The following is a 25,164-nucleotide window of genomic DNA, read 5'->3' on the forward strand; positions in this document are numbered from 1 at the left end:
CGACGAGGTTGCGCGTTTTCATAGCTCTCTCCTTGAGAATATCGCAGTGGCTACCGCAAGCGGCGCAAATGTCCATGACACCAGCGCCAGGATGAGCCCGGTCTTGCCGAGTGCCGATTGCTCGGCCACGCCACCCATCCCCGACAGCGACGCTGCGTCGCCCGAGCCCAGATTGAGCAGTCGATAGGCGTCGGTCGGATTGAGCAGCAGCAAGGTATCGAGCAGGCCCGCCGGCAGTGCCTGGCCTTGCCCTGCCACAAGCGCCCCGAGCAGGGCCATGTCATAGATCAGAACGAAAAACAGCCACACCGCGATTGCGATGCCGCCAGCAGTGCTGCGTTCGCTGGCAACGGTGCTTGCGAGGTAGCCGATCGCGATGAAGACCGCGCCCAACAGGACGGACGAGCCGATCATGGAGGCGAAAGCAAGCCAGCTTGAGCGCGCTATGTTGCCATCGACGACTGCAAGTGCAACGGCGGCAGCGCCATAGCCGCAAAGCGTTGCAAACAGCAGGATCGTCAGGTGACCTGTAAACTTCCCAATGAGAATCTGCCTGCGGCCGATGGGATAACTGAGCAACAACAACATCGTGCCACGCTCGGTTTCGCCGACGATCGCATCGTGCGAGAGCAGGAGCGCGATGAGCGGAACAAGAAAAATGGTCAGGCTCGAGAGGCTGACGACGACAATATCAAGCCGGCTGGCACCGACATTGCCTGTCGGCACACTACCGAGGAACGACAAGGTGAGCGCCAGAGCCGCCAGCAGAAGGGTCGTCGCCACGACCCAGCGGTTGCGCATGCCCTCCTGGATCTCCTTGCGCGCAATGATCATGATGTTGTTCATCGGCTATCCTTTTGACCCTGAAGGAAGTGTGCGTAGAGTTCGTCGAGGGTCGGCTCCAGGACGACGAGGTTTGCAATCCCCAATGCGGCGGCGCTCAAACGGTGCAGGACGGCGAGCTTGTCCTCCTGCCTGACCTCTATTTCGAGATCGCCGTCGTGGTGTTTGACGACCTGGCCCGCGATTTCCTCCTCAAGCGACTTTCCAGCCTTGGTGGTCACGCGAATGCGGGTTGGCAGCCTTGCAAGCTTGCGAAGATCATCGAGGGTGCCGTCTGCGATCTTGTTGCCACCGTTGACGATGATGACGCGATCGGCACGTCCCTCGAGTTCCGTCAGCGCGTGCGACGAAAGCAGGATCGTCGTTCCCTTGGCGCGCAAGGCCTCGATGAGTTCGTAAAAATTGTGCCTCAGCGCCGGGTCAAGCCCGCTCGTGGGTTCGTCGAGAAGCAGGACATGTGGGTCGCCAAGCAGAGCCTGGGCCAAGCCGAGACGCTGGCGCATCCCCTTCGAATAGGTTCGCACCGGCCGGTCAACTGCCGCCCTGGAAAGGCCGACGCGATCGAAAAGTTCGGTCGCAGTGGTCGTGTCAGCGCGCTTCAGGCGGGCATAAAAGGCAAGCGTTTCCCGACCGGTCAGGGCGAGGTGAAAGGACACGCTCTCAGGCAGATAGCCAAGTCTTGCGCGAACGCCGAAATCGCCTGAGGCCGGGTCTTCGCCAAGGACGCTGACCCGGCCCGTCGTCGGTCGGATAAGGCCGAGCATCAGTTTGATCAAGGTCGTCTTGCCGGCGCCGTTATGGCCGACAAGGGCGATCGTTTCACCGGCACCCAGCTCAAACGAGACGTCTCGAAGAGCCTCCGTCTTGCCATAGTTCTTGCCTGCATTGGTGACGCTCACCGTAGGTGTCATGGTTGCTGGTCCTCGTCGTCCGGGCGCATCATCAGGGGATGGCTGTCGATTACGCCGCCCGGCAACAGCGCCGGAAAGCGCGACTGGGCAAAGCGAATGACTTGAACGGCCGGGCTTGTGATCAGAACCTTGGCCTGCGGTGCGGTCCAAAGTACCCGGTCGATCAAGTCGTTCGGCCGGTAGGGATTGTCGCCGACCCCGTCACCATTGAGATCGAAGGCCGGATTGTCGCTCCAGTAATTGCCGCGGCCATTTTCGGACCAGTCGAGATACCGGGCGCCGACATATTTGACCTGGTTTCGATTGTTGATGAAGGCATTGTCGGACAGTGCATTGCCCTCCGAGCCCGCCGTGAAGTGAATGCCGATCGAGCAGCCCTCAAAGACATTGCCGCGGAAGCGGTTCTTGTTGGCGTTGTAGATGAAGACGCATTTTTCCGGCCCCAATCGGACGGCCGTCCCCTCGGCAAACGTGTCTTGCGCGGCCGGCAGCCCGTGTTCGGGTTTTTCCTTGGCGCCACCGTTCGCCATCCAACGGTCGGAATTCTGAAGCCGCCCGCGTACGACGTTTCCGGTGATCTTGGAGCTGTTGGCGTAGTTGAGGAGCAGGCCGTGATCGCGATCGCCGTCCGAGACATTTCCGATGATCTTCAGGCGGCTTGAAAACATGATGGCGTAGCCGACAGAATTGCCGGTGGAGATGTTGCCGCTGATCTCGCTGTCGTTGGTGTACATGTAGTGGATGGCAAAGCGCAGGTTCTCAAACCTGTTCCCGTTGAACACGTTGCGTTTGCTGGCGTTGGTCGCGATCCCATCGCGTCCGAAGCTGATAGTGTTGTCGATGACACGTGCCCCGGGAGCGTTCCAGACCGTGACGCCGTTGCCGGTTTCGCTGAAGCGCCTGTCCTTCGTCCCGACAATGCGATTGCCGCGCGCCAGGGATCGGGCGGCGCCATGCAGGTAGATGCCATAGAGATTGCCGATGATCTCGTTGTCTTCAACGGATGCACCTTTTGCCGTCGCGGCAACGAAAACACCGGAGTCCATGGTTTCAAGGTTGCTGCCCGAACCCTCGATCCGAAGCCCGCGCAGGATCGTGTCAGCGGCGTTGATGGTGACGACGCTGCCCTTGCCACTACCGAGAATGGTCGCGCCAGGCTCGCCGATCAGCGAGATCGCGCTGTCGATCGTAACTGGCCCCAGAAAGCGCGCCGGTGGCAATATGAGCGTGTCGCCGGGCGTTGCGGCTTCGATGACATCTTGCAGCCTGGCATCAGCGTCGACACGGATCGTCGCAGCGCAAGCGGTGCCGATGGCGGCGCAGAGCGCCGCCATCGAAACACCGAGCATGAGAGTGCGCGCGTGCATCAGGCCTTCTTCGGCTCGACGAGCATGCGGCCCTTCATTTCCATGTGCATCGCATGGCAGAACCAGGAGCAGTAATACCACCACACGCCGGGCTTATCGGCGCGGAATGTGACGGAGGCTGTCGCCTGGGGCGCCACTTCCATGTTGATGCCATAGTTGATGATCGAGAAGCCGTGCGTCAGATCCTCCACCTCATCGATGTTGGTGATGTAGACGGTCACTTCGTCGCCCTGCTTGACCGTGAAGCTTTCGAGGCCAAAGGCCGGTGCGGCCGAAGTCATGTAGACACGCACTTTGTCGCCATCCCGAATGACTTCGGAATCAATCAAAAGATCGATACCGTCCTTCTTTGCCTGAGCCACGGCATCGGCAAAGAAGACATCGTCCCGGCTCCAGACGCTCACCGGATTGATCTTGGAATTGTGGACGATCGTCGCGTCATGCGGCTCGGCGAAGGTCGGATTATCGTGCACCAGAACCATCTGGTCGCCCGAAATGTCGATCAGCTGATCGTTTTCCGGCTTCAACGGACCGACGTTCAAATAGCGGTCCTTGGAGAACTTATTCAGCGAGATCAGCCATTTGCCATCGGCGTCTTTTGTCTGTCCCATGGGCGTGTGGTTGTGTCCGGGCTGGTAGTGGACATCAAGCTTCTGGCGGATCGGGTCTACCTTTTCGCCGGCAAAGGCTCGTTTGGCGTCGTCGATGTTCCACTTGCAGATCTGGCTGTCGATGAACAGCGTGGTATAGGCATTGCCCTTGCCGTCATAGGCCGTGTGCAGCGGCCCGAGACCAAGCTCCGGCTCGGCAACAACGGTGTCCCTCGGCTTGATCTTGTCGGCGAAAAGGTCGTCGAATTTGCGCACATCCATGACCGTAACAGTGGGCGAGAGCTTGCCGTTGGCGACGATGTGAATACCGTCAGGCGCAGTGTTCATTCCATGCGGTCCGTTCGATACGGGGATGTAGCGCGTATAGGGTGAGCCGTGGCGACCATCGAGGACGGGGACGCCGCCCATCTCCTTGAATTCGCCCTTTGCGACGGCCTCCTCGATCCGCTTGAGGTCAAAGACAACCACCCAATCCTGGTCCTTGGCCATCATCTCCGCAAGATTGACGCCCTCTTCGGAATTGTAGCAGGTGGCGAAGGCATATTTGCCCTGGTAGTCGGCATCGACATTGTCGAGGTTGCCGTCGATCATGACCTGCCAGGCGACCTTCATGGTCTCGCCGTCCACGGCGGTGAATATGGCGTGATACTGCTTGTGATCGTCGAGAACCGAGCCGTCGTTCGGCACTGGTACACGGTCCTCACCGTTGCAGAAGACATAGCCCGTCTTGGGATATTTCTGTACGCGCAGACCGTGAACCGTATGCTGGTTCGGCAATTGGATGATCTTGTCGCAGCGCATCACGTCGAGGCGAATGCGGCAGACGCGGGTATTTGCCTTGTCGTTGGCAAACAGGTAGCGCCCGTCATAGGTTCCCTCCGTGAATGAGGGGTGCGGATGATGCAGGTCGCCATTGAGATAGATGCCGCCCTTGTCTTCCAGATATGCTTTCGTTTCGGGCAAAAGTCCTTCGGTGAGCACCTTGCGGCTTTCATTGGTCTGGCCCCAGCCGGTGGCGCTGTCGCGATTGAAGACCGGGATACGCATCAGCTCGCGCATGGATGGCAATCCGAGAATGCGCAGTTCGCCGCTGTGTCCGCCGGAGAAGAAGACATAGTATTCATCGAGCTCGCCTGGCTTTACCTCGAAGGGCAAGCCGCCTGTGCCTTGAGCGAATGCCGGTGATGCGGTTGTGCCGGACAGGGCAAGCGCCCCACCAACACCTGCCGCCCCGGCGACGGCCGCCGCGGCTGTCGTGCCGAGAAGCTGACGTCGATTGAGGCGCACTGCTTTGTCTTCTGTTGCCATTTCGATTTCTCCTTGTGTGGATTTCAGATGGGTGTGGCTGGCGGCGGCTCGTCGCGCACGATCGGTTTTCCCTTGTGCGTAACCGCCGTCCTGCTTGGCGCTTCGCCTCGCGATGTGGGGGTCGAAAGGGCCTGAAACTTTTCTCTCTTGAGCCGGACCTGGATCATGTGCGGACAGCGCGTATCGTCCTGGTAGAGTTCCTGGCAGTGCATGCAGTAGATGCACTCGTTGACATTGATCTGCCCTTCAGGGTGGATCGACTGAACCGGACATTCCTTGGCACAGCGCTGGCAGGGCGAGCCGCATTCGGGCCAACGCTTTAGCCATTCGAACATGCGGATGCGTCCTGGAATGGCGAGGGCTGCCCCCAGCGGGCAAAGGTAACGGCAGTAGAAGCGCTCGATAAAAAGACCGGCCGCCAACAGCGTCAGTGCAAAGACGACGAAGGGCCATTCACGGGCGAACTTAAGGACGATCGCGGTCTTGAAGGGCTCGACTTCGGCAAAGACTTCGGCGAGCGCCAGTGAATAGAAGGACAGACCGAAAAGGCCGAGAAAAACGATGTACTTGATCGGCCAGAGACGCTCGTGAAGGCCCCAAGGAACCTTGATCTGCGGTACCTTGAGCCACTTCGCGATGTCGTTGGTCAGTTCCTGAAGGGCGCCGAAGGGGCACAGCCAGCCGCAAAACGGACCACGCCCCCAAAATAGAAGTCCTGCCGCCACGGCGGCCCACAGCAAAAAGATGAGGGGTGCCGACAGGAAGAACTCCCAGCGGAAACCGGTGATCAAGGCGTTTGTGAACGTCAGGACATTGACCACTGAAAGCTGCGCATTGGCGTACCAGCCGAGCCAGACAAGTGCATAGACAAGGAAACTGCGGCGGATCCAGGCAAACAGAATGGGGCGTCGGACGAGCCAGTCCTGGAAGAAGAAGATCGCAGTCAGAAACACAAGTGCCGTTGCGGTGAGGGCGACCGAGACACGGTTCATCTGCCAGATGCTGACCCACAGTGGTTGGCCGTCTGCTTCCTCGCCAACAATTGGCGCTGTGCCGTCAGAAGGGCTGACCTCGAGCGGGTGCGTGTCGGCAACCAGATACTTCTGTGGCAGGGCATAGCCGAGGTTGAAAGGCAATGTCGCCTTGTCTCGCCCACCGGCGCTTCGCTGCACCAGAAGTTGTACCTCCCATGGTGCCGTGACATCGAAGGCGAAGTCGGGCGACACGACAAAAAGGGCGATCTCGCGAAGATGAGGCGCACCTTGCGCTGCAAGCGATGTCAGGCGCGTGTGGTCGCGGTCGCGAAACCGCATGCCCTGGCCGTCCTGGAGCAATTCAATCCGATCGAAGATGCCGCCGCGCACATAGCCCGAACCCTTGAAGGAGTAGGCTCCATCGCCCGCGACGAGCAATGCGCTCTGACCGGGTTTAAGGCGTTTGACAAGGCGACCGTAGCCTTCCTCACCGAGCAGGCTTTTGCCGATGGCCGGAACGCTCACGGGCGCTGTGTAAAGGTCGATGAAGCGGTCGTTGGGCGTTACCGTTTCCGGCCGTTCTGCCGCTGTCGTTTGATTGGCCTGGCGAAATGCATCCGACACTTCGCCGACCGTCATTCTAAGGCTGCGGATCGAGCCGTCGCCGAGCAGGCTCTGCCAGTCGGCCGTCTCGTTCATTGCCGGATCGAGCTTGCGGACGGGAGGCGCAGGCTCTTGGGCGACGCTCGCCTTGGTACCAAGGCGATTGCTGCGGATCAGGCGAACGGCCGAACGAACAACACTGTCGCCCATGACCAGAACGGTGACGGTCGCGCCGCTGACGATATCGACCTGTGGCGGTCGCTCCTGTCCCCTCGCAACGCGACCGAGGTCGCGGCCGATGATGGCGTTCAAGGCGGCGACGACCTTGCGTTCCGGAATGCCGATCAGGACGATCGGTTCCTTGTGATCGACAAGTTTGATCCCCTTGACGATGCCGTTTGGATCGATGCCGACGGCGATGTGAATGGGCTTGCCGGAGTAGCCTATAGCGCTGGTGAAATCCGAGTTGAGATAGGCATAGCCGAGCAGTTCGGTACCCCGAAACACCGGCGCGATCGGTGGTTCGCCGACAGTGGCGCCGAAGCGATCTGCACCCGCAAAGAGCTCGGCGGGCACTATCTTTGAAAGATAGTCATCGAGCCCGCCGGCGGCATAGGAGCCGTGTGCTCCAAGCAAAACAAGGAGCGTCGCGAGCATCATGCAGAGCAAGCGGAGACGGTGGCGGTTTTTGTTGTTGTTGCGCATTTCTTGTCGTTCCGTCCCGACAGACTGGCTGCTCGGTTTGGCGGGCATCCTTGTTTCCGGCGAATTGACCGGCAACCTACGCAAAGTCCGATCACCTTCTTTGCGCTGCAACAAACGGAGGTGCGTTTGTTCCTGTAAAACAGTCGCATAGCGCAAGCGAAGGAGCCGTCATGCCGACACTCAGGATCGATCCGCCGTTGGTCGCAACGCTTGGGGAACTTCTTGAACTTGCCGTCAGGCTTGAGCGCGAAGCCATCGACGGCTACGTCATGCTCGCAAAACGCATGCGCCGCGAAAATCGAGCCGATCTAGCGGATCTGTTCGAAGGGCTTGCAGCTGATGAGCGCGGACATCTCGATATGGTTTCCGCTTGGATTGAAGAGGCGAACCCACCTGTAGGTCCGGCACGGATTTTCGCCGCGACAGACAATGCAGGTATGTTTGACGATGGGGATGCGCTTATCGTGGCCCCGGAACTGCTCAACGCCTACAGGGCTTTTTCAGTCGCCGTGCGCAACGAGGAGCAGGCGTTCATGCTTTGGAGCTATGTGGCGGCGGATGCGGCTTCCACCGAAATCAGACAGGCAGCAGAACGCATGGCGCTGGAGGAACTCGGCCATGTCCGCATCCTGCGCAAAGCCAGGCGAACAGCGTTTCACGACCTGCGGAGCCATCGATTAATCGTTGCTGACGACCTGGCGGCGGTTGAAACGCAGCTTGCCGATTGGCTGGAAATGAACGCAGGCGATGCAAGGGCAGAGGGCACCGCGTCATGGTCGTCCCTTTCAACTGATGCCCGGCAAAGAGCCCGCCAGATGATCGATGTTCCCTTCGCCGCCCCCTTGGGTTTAGCGCCACTGCCTGAGGGGGGCACGATTTCGGCGATGGTGCTCTGCGAGTTCCTGCTTGAGCGTTATCTCGACCTGTCCGAGCGTGAGGGCGACGATGGTCTGCGGCAACGCGCGCAGACCTTTGCAGCAGCCACGATCGATTGTTTGCAGGCCCTCCGTGGCAGAGCGAAGAAGAATGCGGCAACGCTTGCGACCTCGCCACAATGAACTTGCGTTTCGACAAAGAACGATCGGCCGAACTACCGCAACGTCTCTCCTGACATAACCTTCCGGGCATTGAGGAGAGCACATTGACGGAATTGAACTTGAACTTGGACGCCACCGTCGGGACGATTGCATGCGAACTTCCGGGTGCAGCCGAACTCTTCAGACAGCTTGGAATCGGTTTTTGCTGCGATGGCGATGTCTCGCTTGGTGATGCGGCGGCCGATGCCGGAGTTGTGGCGAGCGACCTGCTTGACCGCCTTCGGGCACTCGAGCAAGCCGCAAGGCGCGATGCGCCGGACGGCACCAACGAGCTTATCGCTCATATTCTGGAGCGATATCACCAGACACACCGAAACGACCTCGAATGGCTGATCCCGCTTGCGCAGAAAGTGGAACACGTTCACGCCGCCCATAGCAGCGCGCCGATGGGCCTTGCGAAGGCGCTTGTCGACCTTCAAGACCAACTGATCCCCCACATGGCCCGCGAGGAACTCGCCCTCTTTCCGATGATGCGCCACGAGCCGGACCCCGATATCGAGCACTTGATAGGCAGAATGCGAGACGATCATGCGTGCGAAGGCCAAAGCCTAGCCACCATCGAGCATCTCACCCACGGGTTTGCACTTCCAGACGGCGCCTGCCGATCCTGGACGGCTCTTTACGTCGGTCTTCAAAAGTTTTCCGAGGACTTGGTCACGCATATGCATCTGGAAAACAAGGTTTTGTTTCCGCGCTTTTCCAGCGTTGAGGACGTAGCGTCTCCGTCATGACATCTTCCATCGGTGGACAGATGGTCGCGACCGATATCGGCGTGGCGCTGTTATCGTTGCGAATTCGTTGTCGCTCTGCCTCGCTCTACCGGGCGGGGCGGCAGTTCTGGTTGAGGTGTCGGGTGGACCGGTCCTAACGAACCGGAGACTTTGGTTTCCTCTGGCTCCCGTTGCATTAAATTCCAGGCAACTGGCAGGGCTCGGTGTATTGTTTCACAAGCTCGCCAAGTGCAATTCTCCGCGGTCGGGATGACTGTATCAAACGCGCAAAATGGATCTGCTGGAAACGGCAGCATGAGCGATCTTTGAAGCAGGGGTTGCCGGCATTGAGCGGCGTAAATTGCGAAAACAGCTGGTGATCGCAATACCTTTGGGTCGCTCGACCGATTACGTCTCGGTTTTCTTCCGCTTTCTTTGAGATATCTCTTCTACCGGCTACCGGACCGAACTCTCTCACAACTGCAACTGAACTCGGATCATTTGAGCCTCGTCTCAAATGGCCAACGTTCGTTGCGAACTTGCCGCCGGGGGCCAGTATTCTCGCCGCTGGCCGTACGGCATCGGGCGAACCTGTCCGTCATTTTTAATAATCTGTCATACAGATTTGACAAAGCTGTGATGATCTGTCTAAATATGTGTCATACAGAATGGTGCGGGGAGCCGGCCACTTTCGCATACCGGAGGAACAATGATCATCACCGACGTCGATGTGCGAGTCTTCCGCACGACCACGCGCCGCCATTCGGACAGTGCTGGCCACGCGCATCCAGGCCGGCCGCATCAGGTGGAGCAGGCAATTCTGACCATTCGCACGGAAGACGGCCATGAAGGGCACTCCTTCACCGCGCCGGAAATTGTTCGTCCGCACCTGATCGATAAGTTCGTGAAGAAGGTTCTTATCGGCAAGGACCATCGTGATCGAGAAAAGCTGTGGCAGGACCTCGCCCACTGGCAGCGGGGCTCAGCCGCGCAGCTCACCGATCGCACGCTTGCGGCTGTCGATTGTGCGCTGTGGGATCTTGCAGGCAGGACGCTCAACCAACCTGTATACAAGTTGATCGGCGCTTACCGCGACAAGGTACTGGCCTATGGCTCCATCATGTGCGGCGATGAACTGGACGGCGGCCTGGCGACGCCGGACGATTACGGCCGTTTTGGCGAAACGCTGGTCAAGCGCGGCTACAAGGGCATCAAACTACACACCTGGATGCCGCCGGTCAGTTGGGCGCCGGATGTTAAGATGGATATCAAGGCCTGTGCTGCCGTGCGCGAAGCGGTGGGTCCGGATATCCGTCTGATGATCGACGCCTTCCACTGGTATTCCCGTACGGATGCGCTCGAACTTGGGCGGGGCTTGGAAAAGCTCGGCTTCGACTGGATCGAGGAGCCGATGGACGAGCAGTCGCTGTCTTCCTACAAGTGGCTTGCCGACAATCTCGACATTCCTGTGGTCGGGCCGGAAAGTGCCGCGGGCAAGCATTGGCATCGCGCCGAGTGGATCAAGGCCGGTGCCTGCGACATACTTCGCACCGGCGTCAACGACGTCGGCGGCATAACCCCTGCGCTCAAGACCATGCATCTCGCTGAAGCTTTCGGCATGGAATGCGAGGTGCACGGCAACACTGCGATGAACCTGCATGTGGTCGCCGCCACCAAAAACTGCCGCTGGTACGAACGCGGCCTGCTGCACCCGTTCCTCGAATATGATGATGGCCACGATTATCTGAAGTCACTTTCCGACCCGATGGATGGGGACGGCTACGTCCACGTGCCTGATCGCCCCGGGCTCGGCGAGGATATCGATTTCGACTTCATCGACAACAACCGCGCGCGATGACAGTGAGGTGATTGGGCAATGAAGACAGTTCTCGCCTTTGGCGACAGCCTGACCTGGGGGGCGGACCCTGCAACTGGGCTGCGTCATCCGCCCGAGGGCCGCTGGCCCGAGGTTCTCGACCGGGAACTTGGTGACGCGGCGGCGATCATATCGGAAGGGCTCGGTGGCCGCACCACCTGCTATGACGATCATGCCGGGCCCGCTTGCCGCAATGGCGCCAAGGCGTTGGAAGTGGCGCTTGCCAGCCATATGCCGCTCGATCTCGTGATCATCATGCTTGGGACCAATGATATCAAGCCGGTGCACGGAGGTCGTGCGGAGGGTGCGGTTTCCGGCATGCGCCGCCTGGCGCAGATCGTGGACACATTTCCGTACAAGCCGAGTGGCGCGAAACCGAAGCTTCTGATCGTTGCGCCACCACCCTGTTCGCCCGGTCCAGATGGACACCCGGCGGCTGGCAGAAGCGTAGCAGAATCCGAGCGGCTTGCCCCGCTTTACCACAAACTCGCCTGCGAACTCGGGCACGCGTTCTTCGATGCCGGCGCGGTTGCCCGTGGATCACAGGTCGATGGTGTGCATCTGGAAGCCGCGGCGACCGCAGCCGTTGGCCGGGCGCTCGCCGCGCCCGTCGGCGCAATTCTTGGCTGATCCGTCCCAACACCTGCGGAGGAGCAGGCAGGCGGATCATGAAACTGGTAGGCCGAAATCCGCATGGACGGCCGCAAAAGGAGGAAGCATGAGACACTTTTTTGCAACGGCCGCCCTCGGCGTGCTGCTCACCACAGCCTCGCCGATTGGCGTGTTCGCCGAGACACCGGCCGACCAATTGGTCGTCGCCACGACCATGAGCAACATCCTGACGCTGGATCCCGCTGCCATTACCGGCCGCGAGACCGTACAGGTGCTCAACAACATCTATGACACTTTGGTCGTCCTTTCGCCGCAAGACCGTAGCGTTCAGCCTCGCCTCGCCGAACGCTGGGAGATCGCCGAGGATCGCAAGTCGATCCGCTTCCACCTGCGCGGCGATGCAAAATTTGCTTCGGGCAATCCTGTCACGGCCGGCGACGTCGCCTGGAGCCTGAAGCGGCTGCTTGCCCGCAACCTGGCGCAGTCATCTTTCCTCAAGTCGCGTGGCTTCACGCTTGAGAATGCCGACAAGGCGTTGGTCGCTGAAGACGACCACACCTTCGTGATTCATCTGCAGAAGCCCGACGACCCGAACCTGTTGCTGATGATCCTTGCGCAGAATGGCCCTGGCTCCATTCTGGACAGCAAGGTCGCGCTCGAGAACGAGAAGGACGGCGACCTCGGTGCTGGTTGGCTGACGCTGAATTCCGCTGGTTCAGGTCCCTTTACACTGACGCAGTGGAAGTCGAACGAATACATCATCCTCACACGCAACGATGACTATTGGGGTGAAAAGGCCGCGATGAAGCGCGTGTTGATGCGCCACTTGCCGGAATCCCAGTCGCAGCGGCTGCTGTTGGAAAAAGGCGACATAGACGTCGCCTATTCTCTGCAGGCACCGGACCTCAAATCGCTGGAGGCCGACAAGGCGATTGTCATCGAATCGACGCCGGGTTCAGGTTTCTACTACCTCAGCGTTTCGATGAAGGATGAGCGTTTTGCCAACAAGAAGGTCCGCGAGGCGCTGCGCTACCTCATCGACTATGAAGGCCTCGACAAGGCGGTCATGCCCTATTACGGCAAGCTGCATCAGCGTCCGTTGTCGTCCGGCGTGCTCGGCGCCCTTCCGGACGAGGGCTACAAGTTGGACGTGGAAAAGGCAAAGGCGTTGCTCGCCGAAGCCGGCTATCCGAACGGTTTCAGCACCACGCTGCGGGTCCTGTCCGAAGATCCGTTCATGAAGGCGGCGACGGCGATCCAGAACACGCTCGGCCAGGCCGGCATCCAGGCGGAGCTCATCAGCGGTTCGGGTGACCAGATTTACGGCGCAATGCGGGAGAGAAACTTCGAATTGCTGGTCGGCCGCGGCGGCGGCGGTCAGCAGCCGCATCCGGACAACAACCTGCGCTCCATCGCCTACAATCCTGACAATTCCGACGAGGCGAAGTTGACCAACTACCAGAGCTGGCGCACCAGCTTCTACGACGAGAAGCTGAACAAGCTGATCGAGGAAGCACTGGTCGAGCGCGATCCCGCCAAGCAGGCCAAGCTCTATGAAGGCGTGCAGGCCTACATGGATGAGGCGGTGATGTCGATCCAGCCCTTCTCCGAAGTTGTCGACACTGCGGCCTATCGCAGCGACGTCAAGGGTATGATCGTCAGTCCGTGGCTTTCACGTTTCGAGGGCGTGACCAAGGAGCGCTGATACCACCACCCGTCTCATTCTCCAAAACCAAAAGGCGCGTGCTGGCACGCGCCTTTCTCGCGTTTCAATGAGGTTTGGCCCCATAATGGCTCCAGAGGTGTGGCGTTGCTCGACGGACAAGCATCTCCCCCATGCAAGTGGTTTTCCCACGGGCCGGAGTGGCCCGATGGGGCGCCTTTTTACCTGTCGGGAGCCGCCCGACATCCATCGGCAAGCAATGACGCCAGGACACGCTTTTCCATCCGAGGCGATGTTCCAGACTCAGCAGTACTAAAAGGTAACCGATGTTCTGCAACCTTGCGGACGTCACGTCGAGCTTGACCTTTAGGTTGCAGGTGAGCCCCTTCGCCGGCATTGTCCTGTCTCAAGCCAAGGGGGGCTCATGCCAAAGGTCGTTGGAATAGGCGGTGTGTTCTTCAGGGCAGCGGACCCGGCTGGGCTGGCCGAATGGTATTGGTGTTGATGACCTGCACAAGTCCGTGTGGCAGCAAGAGGCAGGAATGACAATTTTTGGGCCCTTCTCTGAGAACACCGACTATTTGGGACGAAGAGAACAACAATGGATGATCAATTTCAGGGTAGATGATCTGGAAGGGCTCATTTCAAACCTCACGGCGAGCGGGATCGCGGTGGAAACGCGAGCCGAGTGGAACTCGGAAGTCGGTCGCTTTGCCCGGATCCACGATCCCGAGGGCAATCCGATCGAGCTCTGGGAACCAACGAAGGAGTGATGGCGAACAACCCGCCATTCCATGCTCGGTGAGTGTCCTGACGTTTGATTTTGACCAGGGCCTGCTGCCGTGACTGCTTGTGGCGCGTGGATGCCACGGAGCTTCACGCGCTGGCATCTCATCCCGTCGGCCTGTATTGCCCACGGCTTGCGCTAAGCCACGGGCCGTTGTGGGTTGTCATGTGAAGAATTGGGCTGCTGCCGATCGGCAGCGCTCTGGGCTTGCTTATGCCGCTTTCGCGTGACCGGGGAGCTGGCACGTCGAGGGCAATTTCAGACGGAGTGCCCGAGCTTCAATTAGTCGAGCTCAGTGCGCGCTTTCGTATTCGAGTGAGGCGCCGATGAGTTCTCGGGCATAGGGGTGGGTCGCTCCGTTTCCGGGGATCGCATCGCGTGGAAGCACCTCGGTGATCTCTCCGTGGAGCATGACAGCAAAACGATCGCACATGTGGTCGACCACCGCGAGATCGTGCGTGACCATGATGTAGGTGAAACCGCGTTCCTCGCGCAGGCGCTGCAGCAGGTTCAGGATTTCCGCCTGGACGGAGACATCGAGCGCCGACGTGGGTTCGTCCAGTAGCAACAAAGAGGGCTCCAGGATGAGCGCGCGGGCAATCGCCACCCGCTGCCGCTGGCCACCGGAGAGCTGGTGTGGAAAGCGGTCGAGGAAGGAAACGGGCAGGCCGACATCGGCAATGGCCTTGCGCATGCGATCCTCGCGATCGCCGAGCTTGTGAATGACGAGTGGCTCGCTGAGCACGGTGCGTACCGACTGGCGCGGATGCAGCGAGCCGTACGGATCCTGAAACACCATCTGCAGCGTGCGGCAGCGCTCGATAAGCGGCATCTCGCGCACAGGCTTGCCGCCGATGAGGATGTCGCCCGTCCAGATATCGGTCAGCATGGAGACGCAGCGCAACACGGTGGATTTGCCCGAGCCGCTTTCTCCGACGAGGCCGAAGCACTCGCCCGGGCTTACCGAGAAACTGACACTCGGCAAGACTTTGGTGGCGGTTGGTCCAGCGCCGAAGGTGATGGACACATCGCGGGTTTCGACGGAAACGGACATCAGGCTTTCTCCTCCAGCCATTCGGGTTGGCGGTCGAGCACGGCGAGAGGTGCACGCCCGCCACCGATCCTTGGTTGGGCTGCCAACAGGCCGCGGGTATAGGGGTGTTCGGCCCTGTCGAGGTCGCGGGCGGCGAGTGTTTCAACCACGCGACCGGCATACATGATGAGAACGCGGTCGCAGAAATTGCGCACAAGGTTCAGGTCGTGACTGATCATGATGAGGCCAATGCCTCGGTCGCGCACGAGGCCGTCGAGGATATTCAACACTTGAAGCCGGACGGTAACGTCGAGCGCGGAGGTGGGTTCGTCGGCGATGACAAGATCTGGGTCTGCCAAAAGCATCATCGCGATCATCACACGCTGACCCATGCCGCCGGATATTTCATGCGGGTATTGATCATAGACCCGCTTCGGGTCACGAATCTTGACGGCTTCCAGCATGGTGAGCGCCTTGTCACGGGCCTCTGCCTTCGAGCATCTGAAGTGGCGCAGATAGGTCTCTGCCACCTGGTCGCCAACACGCCGGATCGGGTTGAGCGAGAATTTGGGATCCTGGAGGATCATTGACATCCGCCGGCCACGAACCTTCAGCATCTCTTTTTCGGAGAGCGTCAGGAGGTCGAGGTTCCCAAAGCGCAACGTGTCGGCCGTGATTGTCGCGCCGGGCAGAAGACGCAAAAGAGCGCGTCCAACCGTGGACTTGCCTGAACCGGATTCTCCGACGATCCCCAACCGTTCCCGGCCAAGCGTGAAGGAAACCCCACGCACGGCCTCTGCCGGCGCGCCGCCATAGCGAATGCGGAGATTTTCGACCTCGAGTATGGATTTTTCCACGGGGCTACCTCCGATTTATCTGCTTGGGATCGAGCGCATCGCGCAATCCATCGCCGAGCAGGTTGAATGCGAGGCTGACAGACAGGATCGAGATGCCCGGGAAGGTGACGAGCCACCAACTGTCCAGCATGTACCGGCGGCCGGTTGCGATCATCGCGCCCCATTCGGGCAGCGGCGGCTGGGCGCCGAGGCCGAGGAAACCGAGGCCGGCAGCCGTGAGGATGACGGTCGCCATGTTGAGGGTCAGACGGATGAGGACCGAAGGCAAGCACATGGGCATGATCGACTTGAAGATGATGCGCGCCGGCGATGCCCCCTGAAGTCTTGCGGCAGAAATGTAATCTGCCTTGCGGAACGTCATTGCCTCGGCGCGGGCAAGCCGAGCGATCGGTGGCCAGGAGGTCAGCGCGATGGCGACAATTGCGTTGTTGAGGCTTGGGCCTAGCGCCGCGACGAAGGCGAGCGAGAGAATGAGGCTCGGAAACGACAGGAAAATGTCGGTGATGCGCATCATCACCGTATCGATCTTGCCACCGAGATAGCCGGCGGTCGTACCGATGATGAGGCCGATGGGGCCGACGACGATCGACACGAGGAAGATGATTGTCAGCGTGATGCGGGCACCCCAGACAAGGCGGCTGAAAATGTCGCGGCCAAGCTCGTCGGTACCGAAGACATGCCCGTTGCCCGGCGGCTGCAGCGTTTTGGCAAGATCCTGCACATAAGGGTCGTGGGTGGCGATCAAAGGTGCAAAGGCAGCTACCAGAATGAGCAGCACCAGGACGGCGAGGCCGAATGTCGAGGTCGGGCTTTTCAAAAGGAACAGCACGATGTTCTTCAATGCGTGCAACGGAGCCGGCAGGCGGAACGTAGGTTCGGTGCGGGTAGACATCAGCGTGTCCTTGGATCGAAGATGCGGTAGAGAACGTCGGACAGTAGATTGAGCCCGATGAAGATGACGCCGACGATCAATACGCAGGTCATGACGGCATTCATGTCGCCGGTGATGAGATTGTTGGTGAGATACTGACCAAAGCCCGGCCAGGCAAAGACGGTCTCGATAAGGACCGCTCCTTCGAGCAGTGAACCGTAGGCGAGCGCGATGATGGTGACGAGCTGCACCCGGATATTGACGAAGGCGTGCTGCCAGATCGTCTGATTGCGCGAAAGCCCCTTCACTCTCGCGGTCGTCACATATTCCTGCCCGAGTTGATCGAGCATGAAACTGCGGGTCATGCGGGTGATGTAGGCGGAGGAGGAATAGCCAAGTAGCGCCGCTGGCAGGATGATGTGGTTCACCGCGGACCAGAAGACGTCCATCTCGCCGGCGATCAGGCTGTCGATCAAGAGAAAGCCGGTACGCTCTTCGACGAGACCGATGTAGAACTGGTCCATCCGCCCGCTGCCGCCGACCAGCCCGAGATGGGCGTAAAAGACGATGAGCGCAATCATACCTGTCCAGAAGATCGGCATCGAATGGCCGAAAAGGCTGAAGACACGCACCACATGATCCGGCCAACGATCCTTGTTGACGGCGGCAAAGACGCCAAGCGGCACACCCAGGCCTGCTCCAATAAGGATTGCGAAAGTGGCCAGTTCGATCGTCGCCGGCATGACATGAAGGATGTCCTGTATGACCGGCTGACCGGTGCGAATAGAGGTACCGAAATTGCCGGTGAAGACATCGCCTAGGTAATATATGAACTGTTCCCAAAGAGGACGGTCCAGGCCGAGCGCGTTGTAGACCTGTTCATAGGTCTCGCGGGTCGCATCTTCTCCGACTATGGCCCGCACCGGATCAGCGGGCATGAGCCGGCCAATGAAAAAAGTCAGGAGAAGCAGGCCGAGAAGCGTGACCGCAATGGTCCCGATCTGCCCGGCCGCTCCGTAGAAGCGTATGCGACGTAAAGACATGAATCCTCCGTTTGTCATCCGCCGGAAGGTGAGGCGGTACAGGCTCCCGTCCTGTATGACAACTTAAGGAAATCTGTCACAGGTTATGGGTACTGTCAAGCTAATCTGCTCACAGGAAGTCGTCTCGGCGGGGTGTGAAGCAGTCAATAAGTTCGCCGGTCTCCAGGCATTGGCACCCATGCTCAGTGTTTGAGGGGATGACGAGACTATCGCCGGCCTTCAATTCATGGGCTTCGCCGTCACGGAAAAAGCGGAAACGGCCACGCGAGACGTAGGTGGATTGAACGTGCGGATGGCTATGTAGTCGGCCGCTAGCGCCGCTTTCGAAGCGGAAAGATACGACCATGATCTCCGGTGAGTGCGAAAGAACTTGCCGGGTAACGCCAGTATCGGTCGAGATCGCGGGATAGGTGGGAAGGGTCATGGATGCCTCGTTGATGATGTACGACATCTCCAACATACATGCATTGCAGGCTGTATGACAAGCTAAGACAGGTTGACCTCTTCGGGGGCCAGTGTGCGCGAGCGCAGCAATACCTTGTAGCGATCCAGGCTGCCGCGAAGATGGGCGCGCATGCGCTCGCGCGCAGTGTCGCTATTGCCTTCGATAATGGCATCCACGATCAGGCCGTGCTCTTCCTGAAGGTGAAGGTTATAGTCCTTCGGGCGCGAGCCGGGAGCGGAGCCTTGCAGTTCGCCTCGAGGAATGATGCCGGACCGGATGAGCTGCAGGAATTCGGGAAAGCGACGGTTCTGCGTAGCCTCCGCGATGGCGAGATGCAGTTCGAAATCGGCGTCACGGGTGGGGCTCCCGGTGGCGAGGCATTCGCCAACGTGGTGATGGGCCTCGAGGATCGCCTCGATCTGTGCAGCAGAACGGCGCGAGGCCGCAAGCCCGGCGGACTCCACCTCAAAGACTGTCCTAAGCTCCAAAAGCTCTATGACCGAGGAAATGCGCTCGGTGGTCAGGTCCTTGAATGGTTGTTTCTTGTCTTCGAGCGTCTGCAGCGCGAAGATGCCGGCGCCCTTGCGCGCTTCCACCAGGCCGTCGGCGCGAAGGATTGCAATTGCTTCGCGCACTACGGTGCGGCTCACGGAATATTCGCGTGTGAGCGCACTTTCGCTCGGAAGCCGGTCGCCGGGCTGGAAGACGCCTTCGGTCAGGTCGCGACGCAGATCGGCGCTGATCTTTGCCGCCAGCGACGTGCCTCTCGCGTGATTGTTTTGGGCTTCCATTGCTGCTTCACCTGCATTGAACCTGTCTGGCATGTTATCGGTTATCTGTCCGAATGCAAGGGCAGGCTGTCTAAACCTGTACCTCAGCGAAGCACTCGTAGCATGGCGCGGTACCGCGCCTGACTGTTCTTCAGGTGAGCGCGCATGGCTGAGCGGGCCTGTGTCTCGTCGCCATTTTGAATGGCGACGAGGATCGCTTCATGTTCGTCCACGAGCCGCTCGATATCGACCAAGGGCAGCGTCGTCTCCTCACCGTTCTCGGTCACCGCCCGGCGCGGAATAAGCGTCGGACCGAGCATCTGCAGGAATTCTGCGAAGCGCGGGTTGTTGGTGGCCTGAGCAATCGCGAGGTGGAAGGCAAAATCGGCCTCTGCGCTCGGTCGGCCTTCCGCGGAACTCGTGCGGAAAGCATCGAAGGCCTCGATGATCTTTTCCTCCTGCCCGGGCGAGCGGCGAAGCGCCGCAAGGGCTGCAGCATCTCCTTCTACGGCGGTGCGAAGTTCGAGCATCTCGATCAGCGAAGATACGCGCGCCAGATCGACATTTTGAAACGGACGGCGGGTGGCAAGCGTTGGAGCGAGAACAAAGACGCCCGCTCCTTGGCGTGGCTCCACCAGTCCGTCAGAACGTAGTGCTGCAATTGCCTCGCGCACGACCGTGCGGCTCACACCGAATTCCTGCGTCAGTTGGGCCTCGGAGGGCAGCCGATCACCCGGCTTGTGATGACCCTTGGACATGCGTGCGCGAAGCGCGTCTGCAACCTTGACCACCAGCGTCGTGGTTGGCAGCGGAGCCGGTTCGTGGGTGGTCACTTTCGTCATGCGTGCCGCCATTCGGTGAATAAGGCGGGAATCCGCCGTTGATTGTGGATACGCCATTGCCCCACAACGGCGCAATCCGTGCCTAGATCGATTTGAGGTCGTCCGGCTGCAGCTCCTCAGGCAGGTTCTGGTAGCAGACGGGCCTGAGGAACCTTCGGATGGAAAGGGTTCCAACGGACGTTGCGCCGAAGTTTGTGGATGCCGGATAGGGGCCGCCGTGGACCATGGCATCGCAGACTTCGACCCCGGTCGGGTAACCATTTGCCAGAACACGACCCGCCTTGCGCTCCAGGATCGCCAACAGGCTGCGTGCAACTTGAGTGTCGCCCGCATCAAGATGCAACGTGGCGGTAAGCTGGCCATTGAAGCTCTTTGCTACGGCAATCATCTCCTCGATAGTCTCGACCGTCACAATAAGGCCGAGCGGACCGAACACTTCTTCGGAAAGTAGATGGTTGGAGAGCCAGTCCTCGGCGGAAACGCGGAAGAGGAAGGGTGTGGCGTCGCGCTGGTCGCAGGTGGTGGTCAAGACCTCGCGCACACCGGCGCCGGCAGCGATGCGCATGCTTCCCTCGCGATAGGCTTTGGCCATGCCGTCAGTCAGCATCACCTGCGGACCGACCCCTGAGAGCGCGGAACGGGTCGCTTCGGCGAACGCGTCGGCCTGATCGGAAAGGATAATGGCGATGCCCGGATTGGTGCAGAATTGCCCGGCGCCGATCGTCAGCGAACTCGCCCACCCTTTTGCGATTTCCGCGCCGCGGGCTTTCAGCGCTTCCGGCAGGATGAACATCGGGTTCACCGAGCCCAGTTCGCCGAAGAAGGGAATGGGTTCGGGACGTGAGACGCAGAGATCGAAGAGCGCGCGACCGCCGGCAAGCGAACCGGTAAAGCCGACCGCTTTGACGAGCGGATGCGTGACGAGTGCGGTGCCGACATCGCGACGACCGCCTTGGATCAAAGAGAAGACGCCCGGGTGGAGGCCAAGTCTCCTGATGGCGGCATCGGCGGCTTCCGCCACAATCTCACTTGTGCCGGGATGGGCGGAGTGACCCTTGACGATGACCGGACACCCGGCGGCAAGCGCAGAGGCGGTGTCGCCGCCCATCGTCGAGAAGGCAAGCGGGAAGTTGGAAGCGCCGAACACGGCGACCGGGCCGATTGGGCGCTGCATCAAACGAATATCCGGTCGGGGCAGGGGGGTGCGGTTCGGCAGCGCCTCGTCATGGCGCCTGTCCAGATGTTCGCCCTTGCGGATGTGGGAAGCGAAGAGGCGCAGCTGACCCGTGGTGCGGCCGCGCTCGCCTTCGAGGCGGGCGGCGGGCAAGCCGGTTTCCGAGGCGCCGATCTCAGTGATCTTGGTCCCACGGACCTCGATTTCGTCGGCAATGGTGTCGAGGAGGGCAGCGCGCGTCTCGCGGGACGAATAACCGTAGGACCAGAAGGCTTCCTCGGCGGATTCGGCCGCCGTGTTGACCAGTTCGACGGTGCCGACGGAAAAGTCAAAGGCATCGCCGTGGGCGGGCTCGCTGCGGAATTTGATCTGCGCTGCGCGCCATTCGCCGGCGATCAGGTGTTTGCCATGTGGCTCATAGGTCATTTCTTACTCCTTGAATATCGGATTGTTTACGAAGTCGCCGCCCTGGAAACGTGTCGTCGGGTCGCTCGGGTCGGGCCTCGGGGTGAGGGCCTCAATGTGGGTGCGATGGGCCTCGGCATTGTCTTTGGGCTTCCAGCCCAGCCAGCCAAGATGCGAGTTGTCCCACCAGCCGGCGTCGTTGGCCGAGCTGCCCCAGATGACCGGGCAGCCAAGGGTCGACACGCGGAAAATTGCCTCGATCATCGAAGCGAAATCGTCGTGAGAGAGAAAGGTCGACAGCATTCGATAGTTCGTTGGCTCGAGCGTACAGGAGCCGATGCGTACCAGGGCGGTTTCTTGGCCAAATTTGTCGAAGTACAGGCGAGCGAGGGCCTCGCCGAAGCATTTGGAGACCCCATAGAGTCCGTCCGGGCGGTATGGGGCGTCTGGCCCGAGCCGCTCGGTCTGCGGATAGTAGCCGATCGTGTGGTTGGAACTCGCAAAGACGATGCGGGGCTGACCGTGAGAGCGTGCAGCTTCATAAAGATTGTAAAGGCCGACAATATTGCCGGCAAGGATCTGGTCGAAGGGCCGTTCGACGGAAACGCCGCCAAGGTGGACGATGCCGTCGCAGCCGGCGACCATCTCATGGACTGCTGCTGCGTCAGAAAGATCGCAGGACATGCACTCCTCATCGCGCTCGGGCGGGTCAAGCCGAGCAAGATCCGCAAGGCGAATTGTATCGGCGAGAGGCGCAAGCCGTTTGCGCATGACCCGGCCCAGCTGGCCCGCCGCGCCGGTGATCAAAAGGCGTCTCATTTGGGGTATTCCTTTGCGCATTGCCGCATTGCCAGGCACGGCACCGCAGCCATTTCGACCTGCCAATGGCGTGAACCGGCAGAGCCTCAACCTTCTAGCGGTCTTCGTGCCCGAAAAAGCTGCCATCGTTTCACTCGAAACCACATTCGGTCTCGCGTCATTCCTGCGGGCACCTTGACCTCCGATGACATATCATACAATAACGGTAACACATATTATATGTTGTCGACAACTTGAAGGAGGAATTTATGCTGACTGTTGAAACAAGGCAGGCGGTCAACCCGGAATACGCCAAAACACTCGATACATCCGGACTTCGAAAGCATTTCTTGGCCCAGGATATGTTCAGGGCCGGAGAGATCCGACTGGTCTACACCCACTACGATCGTTTCGTGATCGGTGGAGCGGTGCCGGGTGATGCGCCCCTGACGCTTGACAAGGTGGAGGAAACGAAGACCCCGCTGTTTCTCGATCGCCGTGAAATGGGCATCGTCAACATTGGCGAGACCGGTACTGTTGCCGCCGGCGGGCAGACCTATACCTTGAACCGGGGCGATGTGCTTTATCTCGGTGCCGGATCGGGGGCGGTCACCTTTGCTGGCAAGGGCCGGTTCTATATCACGTCCTGCCCGGCCCATCGCAGCCTGCCGGCGCGCCTCATCACGGCCGCCGAAAGCAAGGAAGTGAAGATGGGCGCATCGGAAACCTCCAACAAGCGCACCATCAATCAGTTCATCCATCCGCTCGTGATGGAAAGCTGCCAACTGGTGCTCGGCTATACCACGTTGGAGGACGGTTCCGTCTGGAACACCATCCCTTCGCATATCCATGACCGTCGCATGGAGGCCTATCTCTATTTTGGTATGGATGAAAAATCCCGGGTGCTTCACCTGATGGGCGAGCCCCAGGAGACCCGCCACCTGTTCATCTCGAATGAGCAAGGCGCGCTTTCCCCACCCTGGTCCATCCACTCCGGCGCGGGCATCGGCTCCTACACATTCATCTGGGCCATGGCTGGCGACAACGTCGACTACACCGACATGGACTTCATCCAACCGGAGGATCTGAAATGATAAATTCCTTTTCACTTCAAGGGCGTAAAGCTCTTGTCACGGGATCGAATACCGGACTTGGTCAAGCGATTGCGGCAGGACTTGCTGCCGCAGGCGCCGAGGTGATCTGCGCGGCCCGCCGCTCGCCCGACGAAACTCTGGATTTGATCGGCAGGGCCGGCGGCAAGGCGAGTGGCATGCAGCTCGACTTCAAGGATCCCATGGCGGCACGAGACATATTTGTCGGCCGGGACATCGATATCCTCGTCAACAACGCCGGCATCATCCGACGGGCGGATGCGGTGGATTTCACCGAGGAGGACTGGGACGCGGTCGTCGATGTGAACCTGAAGGCATTGTTTTTCACGACCCAGGCGTTCGCAAAGGAGTTGTTGGCCAAGGAGCGGTCTGGAAACGTGGTCAATATCGCTTCGCTTCTTTCCTTCCAGGGCGGTATCCGCGTTCCCTCCTACACGGCCGCAAAACACGGCGTCGCCGGTCTCACCAAATTGCTTGCCAACGAATGGGCGGCGAAGGGCATCAATGTCAACGCAGTTGCCCCCGGCTACATCGAGACCAACAATACCGAGGCGCTACGCGCCGATGCCGCGCGCAACAAGGCAATCCTCGATCGCATCCCTGCCAATCGTTGGGGTCGCCCCGAGGACATCGCAGGGGCGGTGGTCTTCCTCTCCTCGCCAGCGGCGAATTACGTCCACGGTGCGGTCCTCAATGTCGACGGTGGCTGGTTGGCGCGTTAATCGACGGCTCGTGGCAATTTGTCATTTAACTTGTATGATGACTTATTGACATATGTATGATGTCTAGCTATGGCTACGGTCAGTTGAATGCACAGAGGAATACTGAAATGACCCCCGAACAAATCAAGGTTGCTCTTGGCTCCGGCCTTCTTTCCTTCCCGGTCACGCATTTCGATGCGCAAGGCCGCTTTGCGCCAGAAAGCTACAAGGCGCATGTCGAGTGGCTCGCGGGTTACAAGGCCCCGGTGCTTTTCGCAGCCGGTGGCACGGGGGAGTTCTTCTCGTTGCGGCCAGATGAAATCCCAGGCATCGTCGCATCCGCCAAGGAGGCTGCAGGCGAAACCGCCATCGTGTCGGGTTGTGGCTACGGCACCGAAATCGCTGTCGATATCGCCCGATCGGTCGAGAAGGTTGGGGCCGACGGCATCCTGCTACTGCCGCACTATCTTATCGATGCGCCTCAGGAAGGGCTCTATGCCCACATTAAGAAAGTCTGCCAGTCGGTCGGTATCGGCGTCATGGTCTATAACCGTGACAATTCGGTGCTGCAGGCCGATACGCTTGCCCGGCTGTGCGACGAATGCCCGAACCTGATCGGCTTCAAGGACGGCACGGGTGACATCGGGCTTCTGCGCCAGGTTACCGCAAAGATGGGCGATCGCCTGATGTATCTGGGCGGCATGCCCACGGCCGAGCTTTTTGCCGAAGCCTATCTCGGCGCCGGCGTCACCACCTATTCATCCGCCGTGTTCAACTTCGTACCGGGCCTTGCCAACGAGTTCTACGTGGCACTGCGCGCCGGCGACCGCTCTACTTGCGAGCGCATCCTGGTGGATTTCTTCTATCCGTTCATGGCGATCCGCAACCGGGTGAAGGGCTACGCCGTCTCGGCGATCAAGGCCGGCGTGCGGCTACAGGGCTTCGACGCGGGACCGGTGCGCGCGCCGCTGGTGGACCTGACGGATGAGGAACTGGGCATGCTCGACAAGCTCATCGGCGGGCACAAACGCAAGGTCTGATACCGC

Annotated in this window: 22 protein-coding genes and 1 pseudogene; 9 read left to right on the forward strand and 14 right to left on the reverse strand. The window is 59.9% G+C overall.

Translation table 11 applies throughout. The features are described 5' to 3' along the window. Window positions 1–18: 18 nt before the first annotated feature. From ASD03_RS23330 to ASD03_RS23350, 5 genes are read right to left on the reverse strand one after another with little or no spacing between them, the layout of a single operon-like run. Entirely contained in the window at window positions 19–846 is an 828-nt protein-coding gene (locus tag ASD03_RS23330; RefSeq protein WP_057207023.1) for an ABC transporter permease, read from the reverse strand. Further along, window positions 843–1,754, reverse strand: coding sequence for an ABC transporter ATP-binding protein (locus ASD03_RS23335; protein WP_025430422.1), 912 nt, complete (start codon window positions 1,752–1,754; stop codon window positions 843–845). Before ASD03_RS23335 ends, ASD03_RS23330 begins: the two co-directional genes overlap by 4 nt. Further along, window positions 1,751–3,121 carry a nitrous oxide reductase family maturation protein NosD gene (locus ASD03_RS23340; RefSeq protein WP_025430421.1) on the reverse strand — a complete coding sequence of 457 codons (1,371 nt, stop codon included), beginning with the start codon at window positions 3,119–3,121 and terminating at the stop codon, window positions 1,751–1,753. Before ASD03_RS23340 ends, ASD03_RS23335 begins: the two co-directional genes overlap by 4 nt. Continuing rightward, window positions 3,121–5,040: a TAT-dependent nitrous-oxide reductase gene (gene nosZ, locus ASD03_RS23345; RefSeq protein WP_057216770.1), complete on the reverse strand. Its 1,920-nt coding sequence runs from the start codon at window positions 5,038–5,040 to the stop codon at window positions 3,121–3,123. The genes ASD03_RS23340 and nosZ overlap by 1 nt, the downstream gene beginning before the upstream one ends. Window positions 5,041–5,063: 23 nt before the next feature. Continuing rightward, on the reverse strand, window positions 5,064–7,322 hold the full coding sequence (locus ASD03_RS23350; RefSeq protein ID WP_057216773.1) for a NosR/NirI family protein: 2,259 nt from the start codon (window positions 7,320–7,322) through the stop codon (window positions 5,064–5,066). Window positions 7,323–7,519: 197 nt separating this feature from the next. Between ASD03_RS23350 and ASD03_RS23355 the strand changes: the two genes are divergently transcribed. The 6 genes and pseudogenes from ASD03_RS23355 (at window position 7,520) to ASD03_RS23380 (ending at window position 14,053) form a co-directional block, all read left to right on the forward strand. Next, window positions 7,520–8,380, forward strand: a complete 861-nt coding sequence (locus tag ASD03_RS23355; protein WP_225906217.1) for a ferritin family protein — start codon at window positions 7,520–7,522, stop codon at window positions 8,378–8,380. A 104-nt stretch (window positions 8,381–8,484) separates the two neighbouring features. Next, entirely contained in the window at window positions 8,485–9,150 is a 666-nt protein-coding gene (locus tag ASD03_RS23360; protein ID WP_244494698.1) for a DUF542 domain-containing protein, read from the forward strand. Window positions 9,151–9,838: 688 nt separating this feature from the next. Beyond that, window positions 9,839–10,987, forward strand: a complete 1,149-nt coding sequence (locus ASD03_RS23365; RefSeq protein WP_025430416.1) for a mandelate racemase family protein — start codon at window positions 9,839–9,841, stop codon at window positions 10,985–10,987. A gap of 18 nt (window positions 10,988–11,005) precedes the next feature. Beyond that, entirely contained in the window at window positions 11,006–11,635 is a 630-nt protein-coding gene (locus ASD03_RS23370; RefSeq protein ID WP_025430415.1) for an SGNH/GDSL hydrolase family protein, read from the forward strand. An 88-nt stretch (window positions 11,636–11,723) separates the two neighbouring features. Beyond that, window positions 11,724–13,322, forward strand: coding sequence for an ABC transporter substrate-binding protein (locus ASD03_RS23375; RefSeq protein WP_057207030.1), 1,599 nt, complete (start codon window positions 11,724–11,726; stop codon window positions 13,320–13,322). 382 nt (window positions 13,323–13,704) lie between these two features. Beyond that, window positions 13,705–14,053: pseudogene (locus ASD03_RS23380) on the forward strand (VOC family protein). A gap of 306 nt (window positions 14,054–14,359) precedes the next feature. Here ASD03_RS23380 and ASD03_RS23385 read toward each other — a convergent pair. From ASD03_RS23385 to ASD03_RS23425, 9 genes are all read right to left on the reverse strand, one after another. Next, the gene (locus ASD03_RS23385; protein ID WP_025430413.1) at window positions 14,360–15,121 is read right to left on the reverse strand and encodes an ABC transporter ATP-binding protein; all 762 of its coding nucleotides are present in this window, start codon (window positions 15,119–15,121) and stop codon (window positions 14,360–14,362) included. Further along, window positions 15,121–15,957: an ABC transporter ATP-binding protein gene (locus ASD03_RS23390; protein WP_025430412.1), complete on the reverse strand. Its 837-nt coding sequence runs from the start codon at window positions 15,955–15,957 to the stop codon at window positions 15,121–15,123. The genes ASD03_RS23385 and ASD03_RS23390 overlap by 1 nt, the downstream gene beginning before the upstream one ends. A 4-nt stretch (window positions 15,958–15,961) precedes the next feature. Continuing rightward, window positions 15,962–16,849: an ABC transporter permease gene (locus ASD03_RS23395; protein ID WP_025430411.1), complete on the reverse strand. Its 888-nt coding sequence runs from the start codon at window positions 16,847–16,849 to the stop codon at window positions 15,962–15,964. Next, window positions 16,849–17,871: an ABC transporter permease gene (locus tag ASD03_RS23400; protein WP_025430410.1), complete on the reverse strand. Its 1,023-nt coding sequence runs from the start codon at window positions 17,869–17,871 to the stop codon at window positions 16,849–16,851. Before ASD03_RS23400 ends, ASD03_RS23395 begins: the two co-directional genes overlap by 1 nt. 109 nt (window positions 17,872–17,980) lie before the next feature. Continuing rightward, window positions 17,981–18,295 (reverse strand): cupin domain-containing protein, encoded by a 315-nt coding sequence (locus ASD03_RS23405; protein ID WP_057207316.1) that lies wholly within the window; start codon window positions 18,293–18,295, stop codon window positions 17,981–17,983. A 62-nt stretch (window positions 18,296–18,357) separates the two neighbouring features. Next, the gene (locus ASD03_RS23410; RefSeq protein WP_057207033.1) at window positions 18,358–19,107 is read right to left on the reverse strand and encodes a FadR/GntR family transcriptional regulator; all 750 of its coding nucleotides are present in this window, start codon (window positions 19,105–19,107) and stop codon (window positions 18,358–18,360) included. Window positions 19,108–19,190: 83 nt separating this feature from the next. Further along, window positions 19,191–19,928 (reverse strand): FadR/GntR family transcriptional regulator, encoded by a 738-nt coding sequence (locus tag ASD03_RS23415; RefSeq protein WP_057207317.1) that lies wholly within the window; start codon window positions 19,926–19,928, stop codon window positions 19,191–19,193. A gap of 82 nt (window positions 19,929–20,010) precedes the next feature. Further along, window positions 20,011–21,528 carry an aldehyde dehydrogenase (NADP(+)) gene (locus ASD03_RS23420; protein WP_057216780.1) on the reverse strand — a complete coding sequence of 506 codons (1,518 nt, stop codon included), beginning with the start codon at window positions 21,526–21,528 and terminating at the stop codon, window positions 20,011–20,013. A 3-nt stretch (window positions 21,529–21,531) separates the two neighbouring features. Then, a complete protein-coding gene (locus ASD03_RS23425) occupies window positions 21,532–22,326 on the reverse strand; it encodes an NAD(P)-dependent oxidoreductase (protein ID WP_057207038.1) in 795 nt (264 codons plus the stop codon). Between the two features lie 248 nt (window positions 22,327–22,574). On the opposite strand from ASD03_RS23425, the gene kduI reads away from it, so the two are divergent. The 3 genes from kduI (at window position 22,575) to kdgD (ending at window position 25,158) form a co-directional block, all read left to right on the forward strand. Continuing rightward, window positions 22,575–23,399 carry a 5-dehydro-4-deoxy-D-glucuronate isomerase gene (gene kduI, locus ASD03_RS23430; protein WP_057216783.1) on the forward strand — a complete coding sequence of 275 codons (825 nt, stop codon included), beginning with the start codon at window positions 22,575–22,577 and terminating at the stop codon, window positions 23,397–23,399. Then, the gene (kduD, locus tag ASD03_RS23435) at window positions 23,396–24,139 is read left to right on the forward strand and encodes a 2-dehydro-3-deoxy-D-gluconate 5-dehydrogenase KduD (protein WP_057207041.1); all 744 of its coding nucleotides are present in this window, start codon (window positions 23,396–23,398) and stop codon (window positions 24,137–24,139) included. Before kduI ends, kduD begins: the two co-directional genes overlap by 4 nt. 107 nt (window positions 24,140–24,246) lie before the next feature. Then, window positions 24,247–25,158 carry a 5-dehydro-4-deoxyglucarate dehydratase gene (gene kdgD / locus ASD03_RS23440; protein ID WP_057216786.1) on the forward strand — a complete coding sequence of 304 codons (912 nt, stop codon included), beginning with the start codon at window positions 24,247–24,249 and terminating at the stop codon, window positions 25,156–25,158. The last annotated feature ends 6 nt before the right edge of the window (window positions 25,159–25,164 follow it).

Origin of the sequence: Ensifer sp. Root127 (assembly GCF_001425225.1) — a bacterium.
GTDB lineage: Bacteria > Pseudomonadota > Alphaproteobacteria > Rhizobiales > Rhizobiaceae > Ensifer > Ensifer canadensis.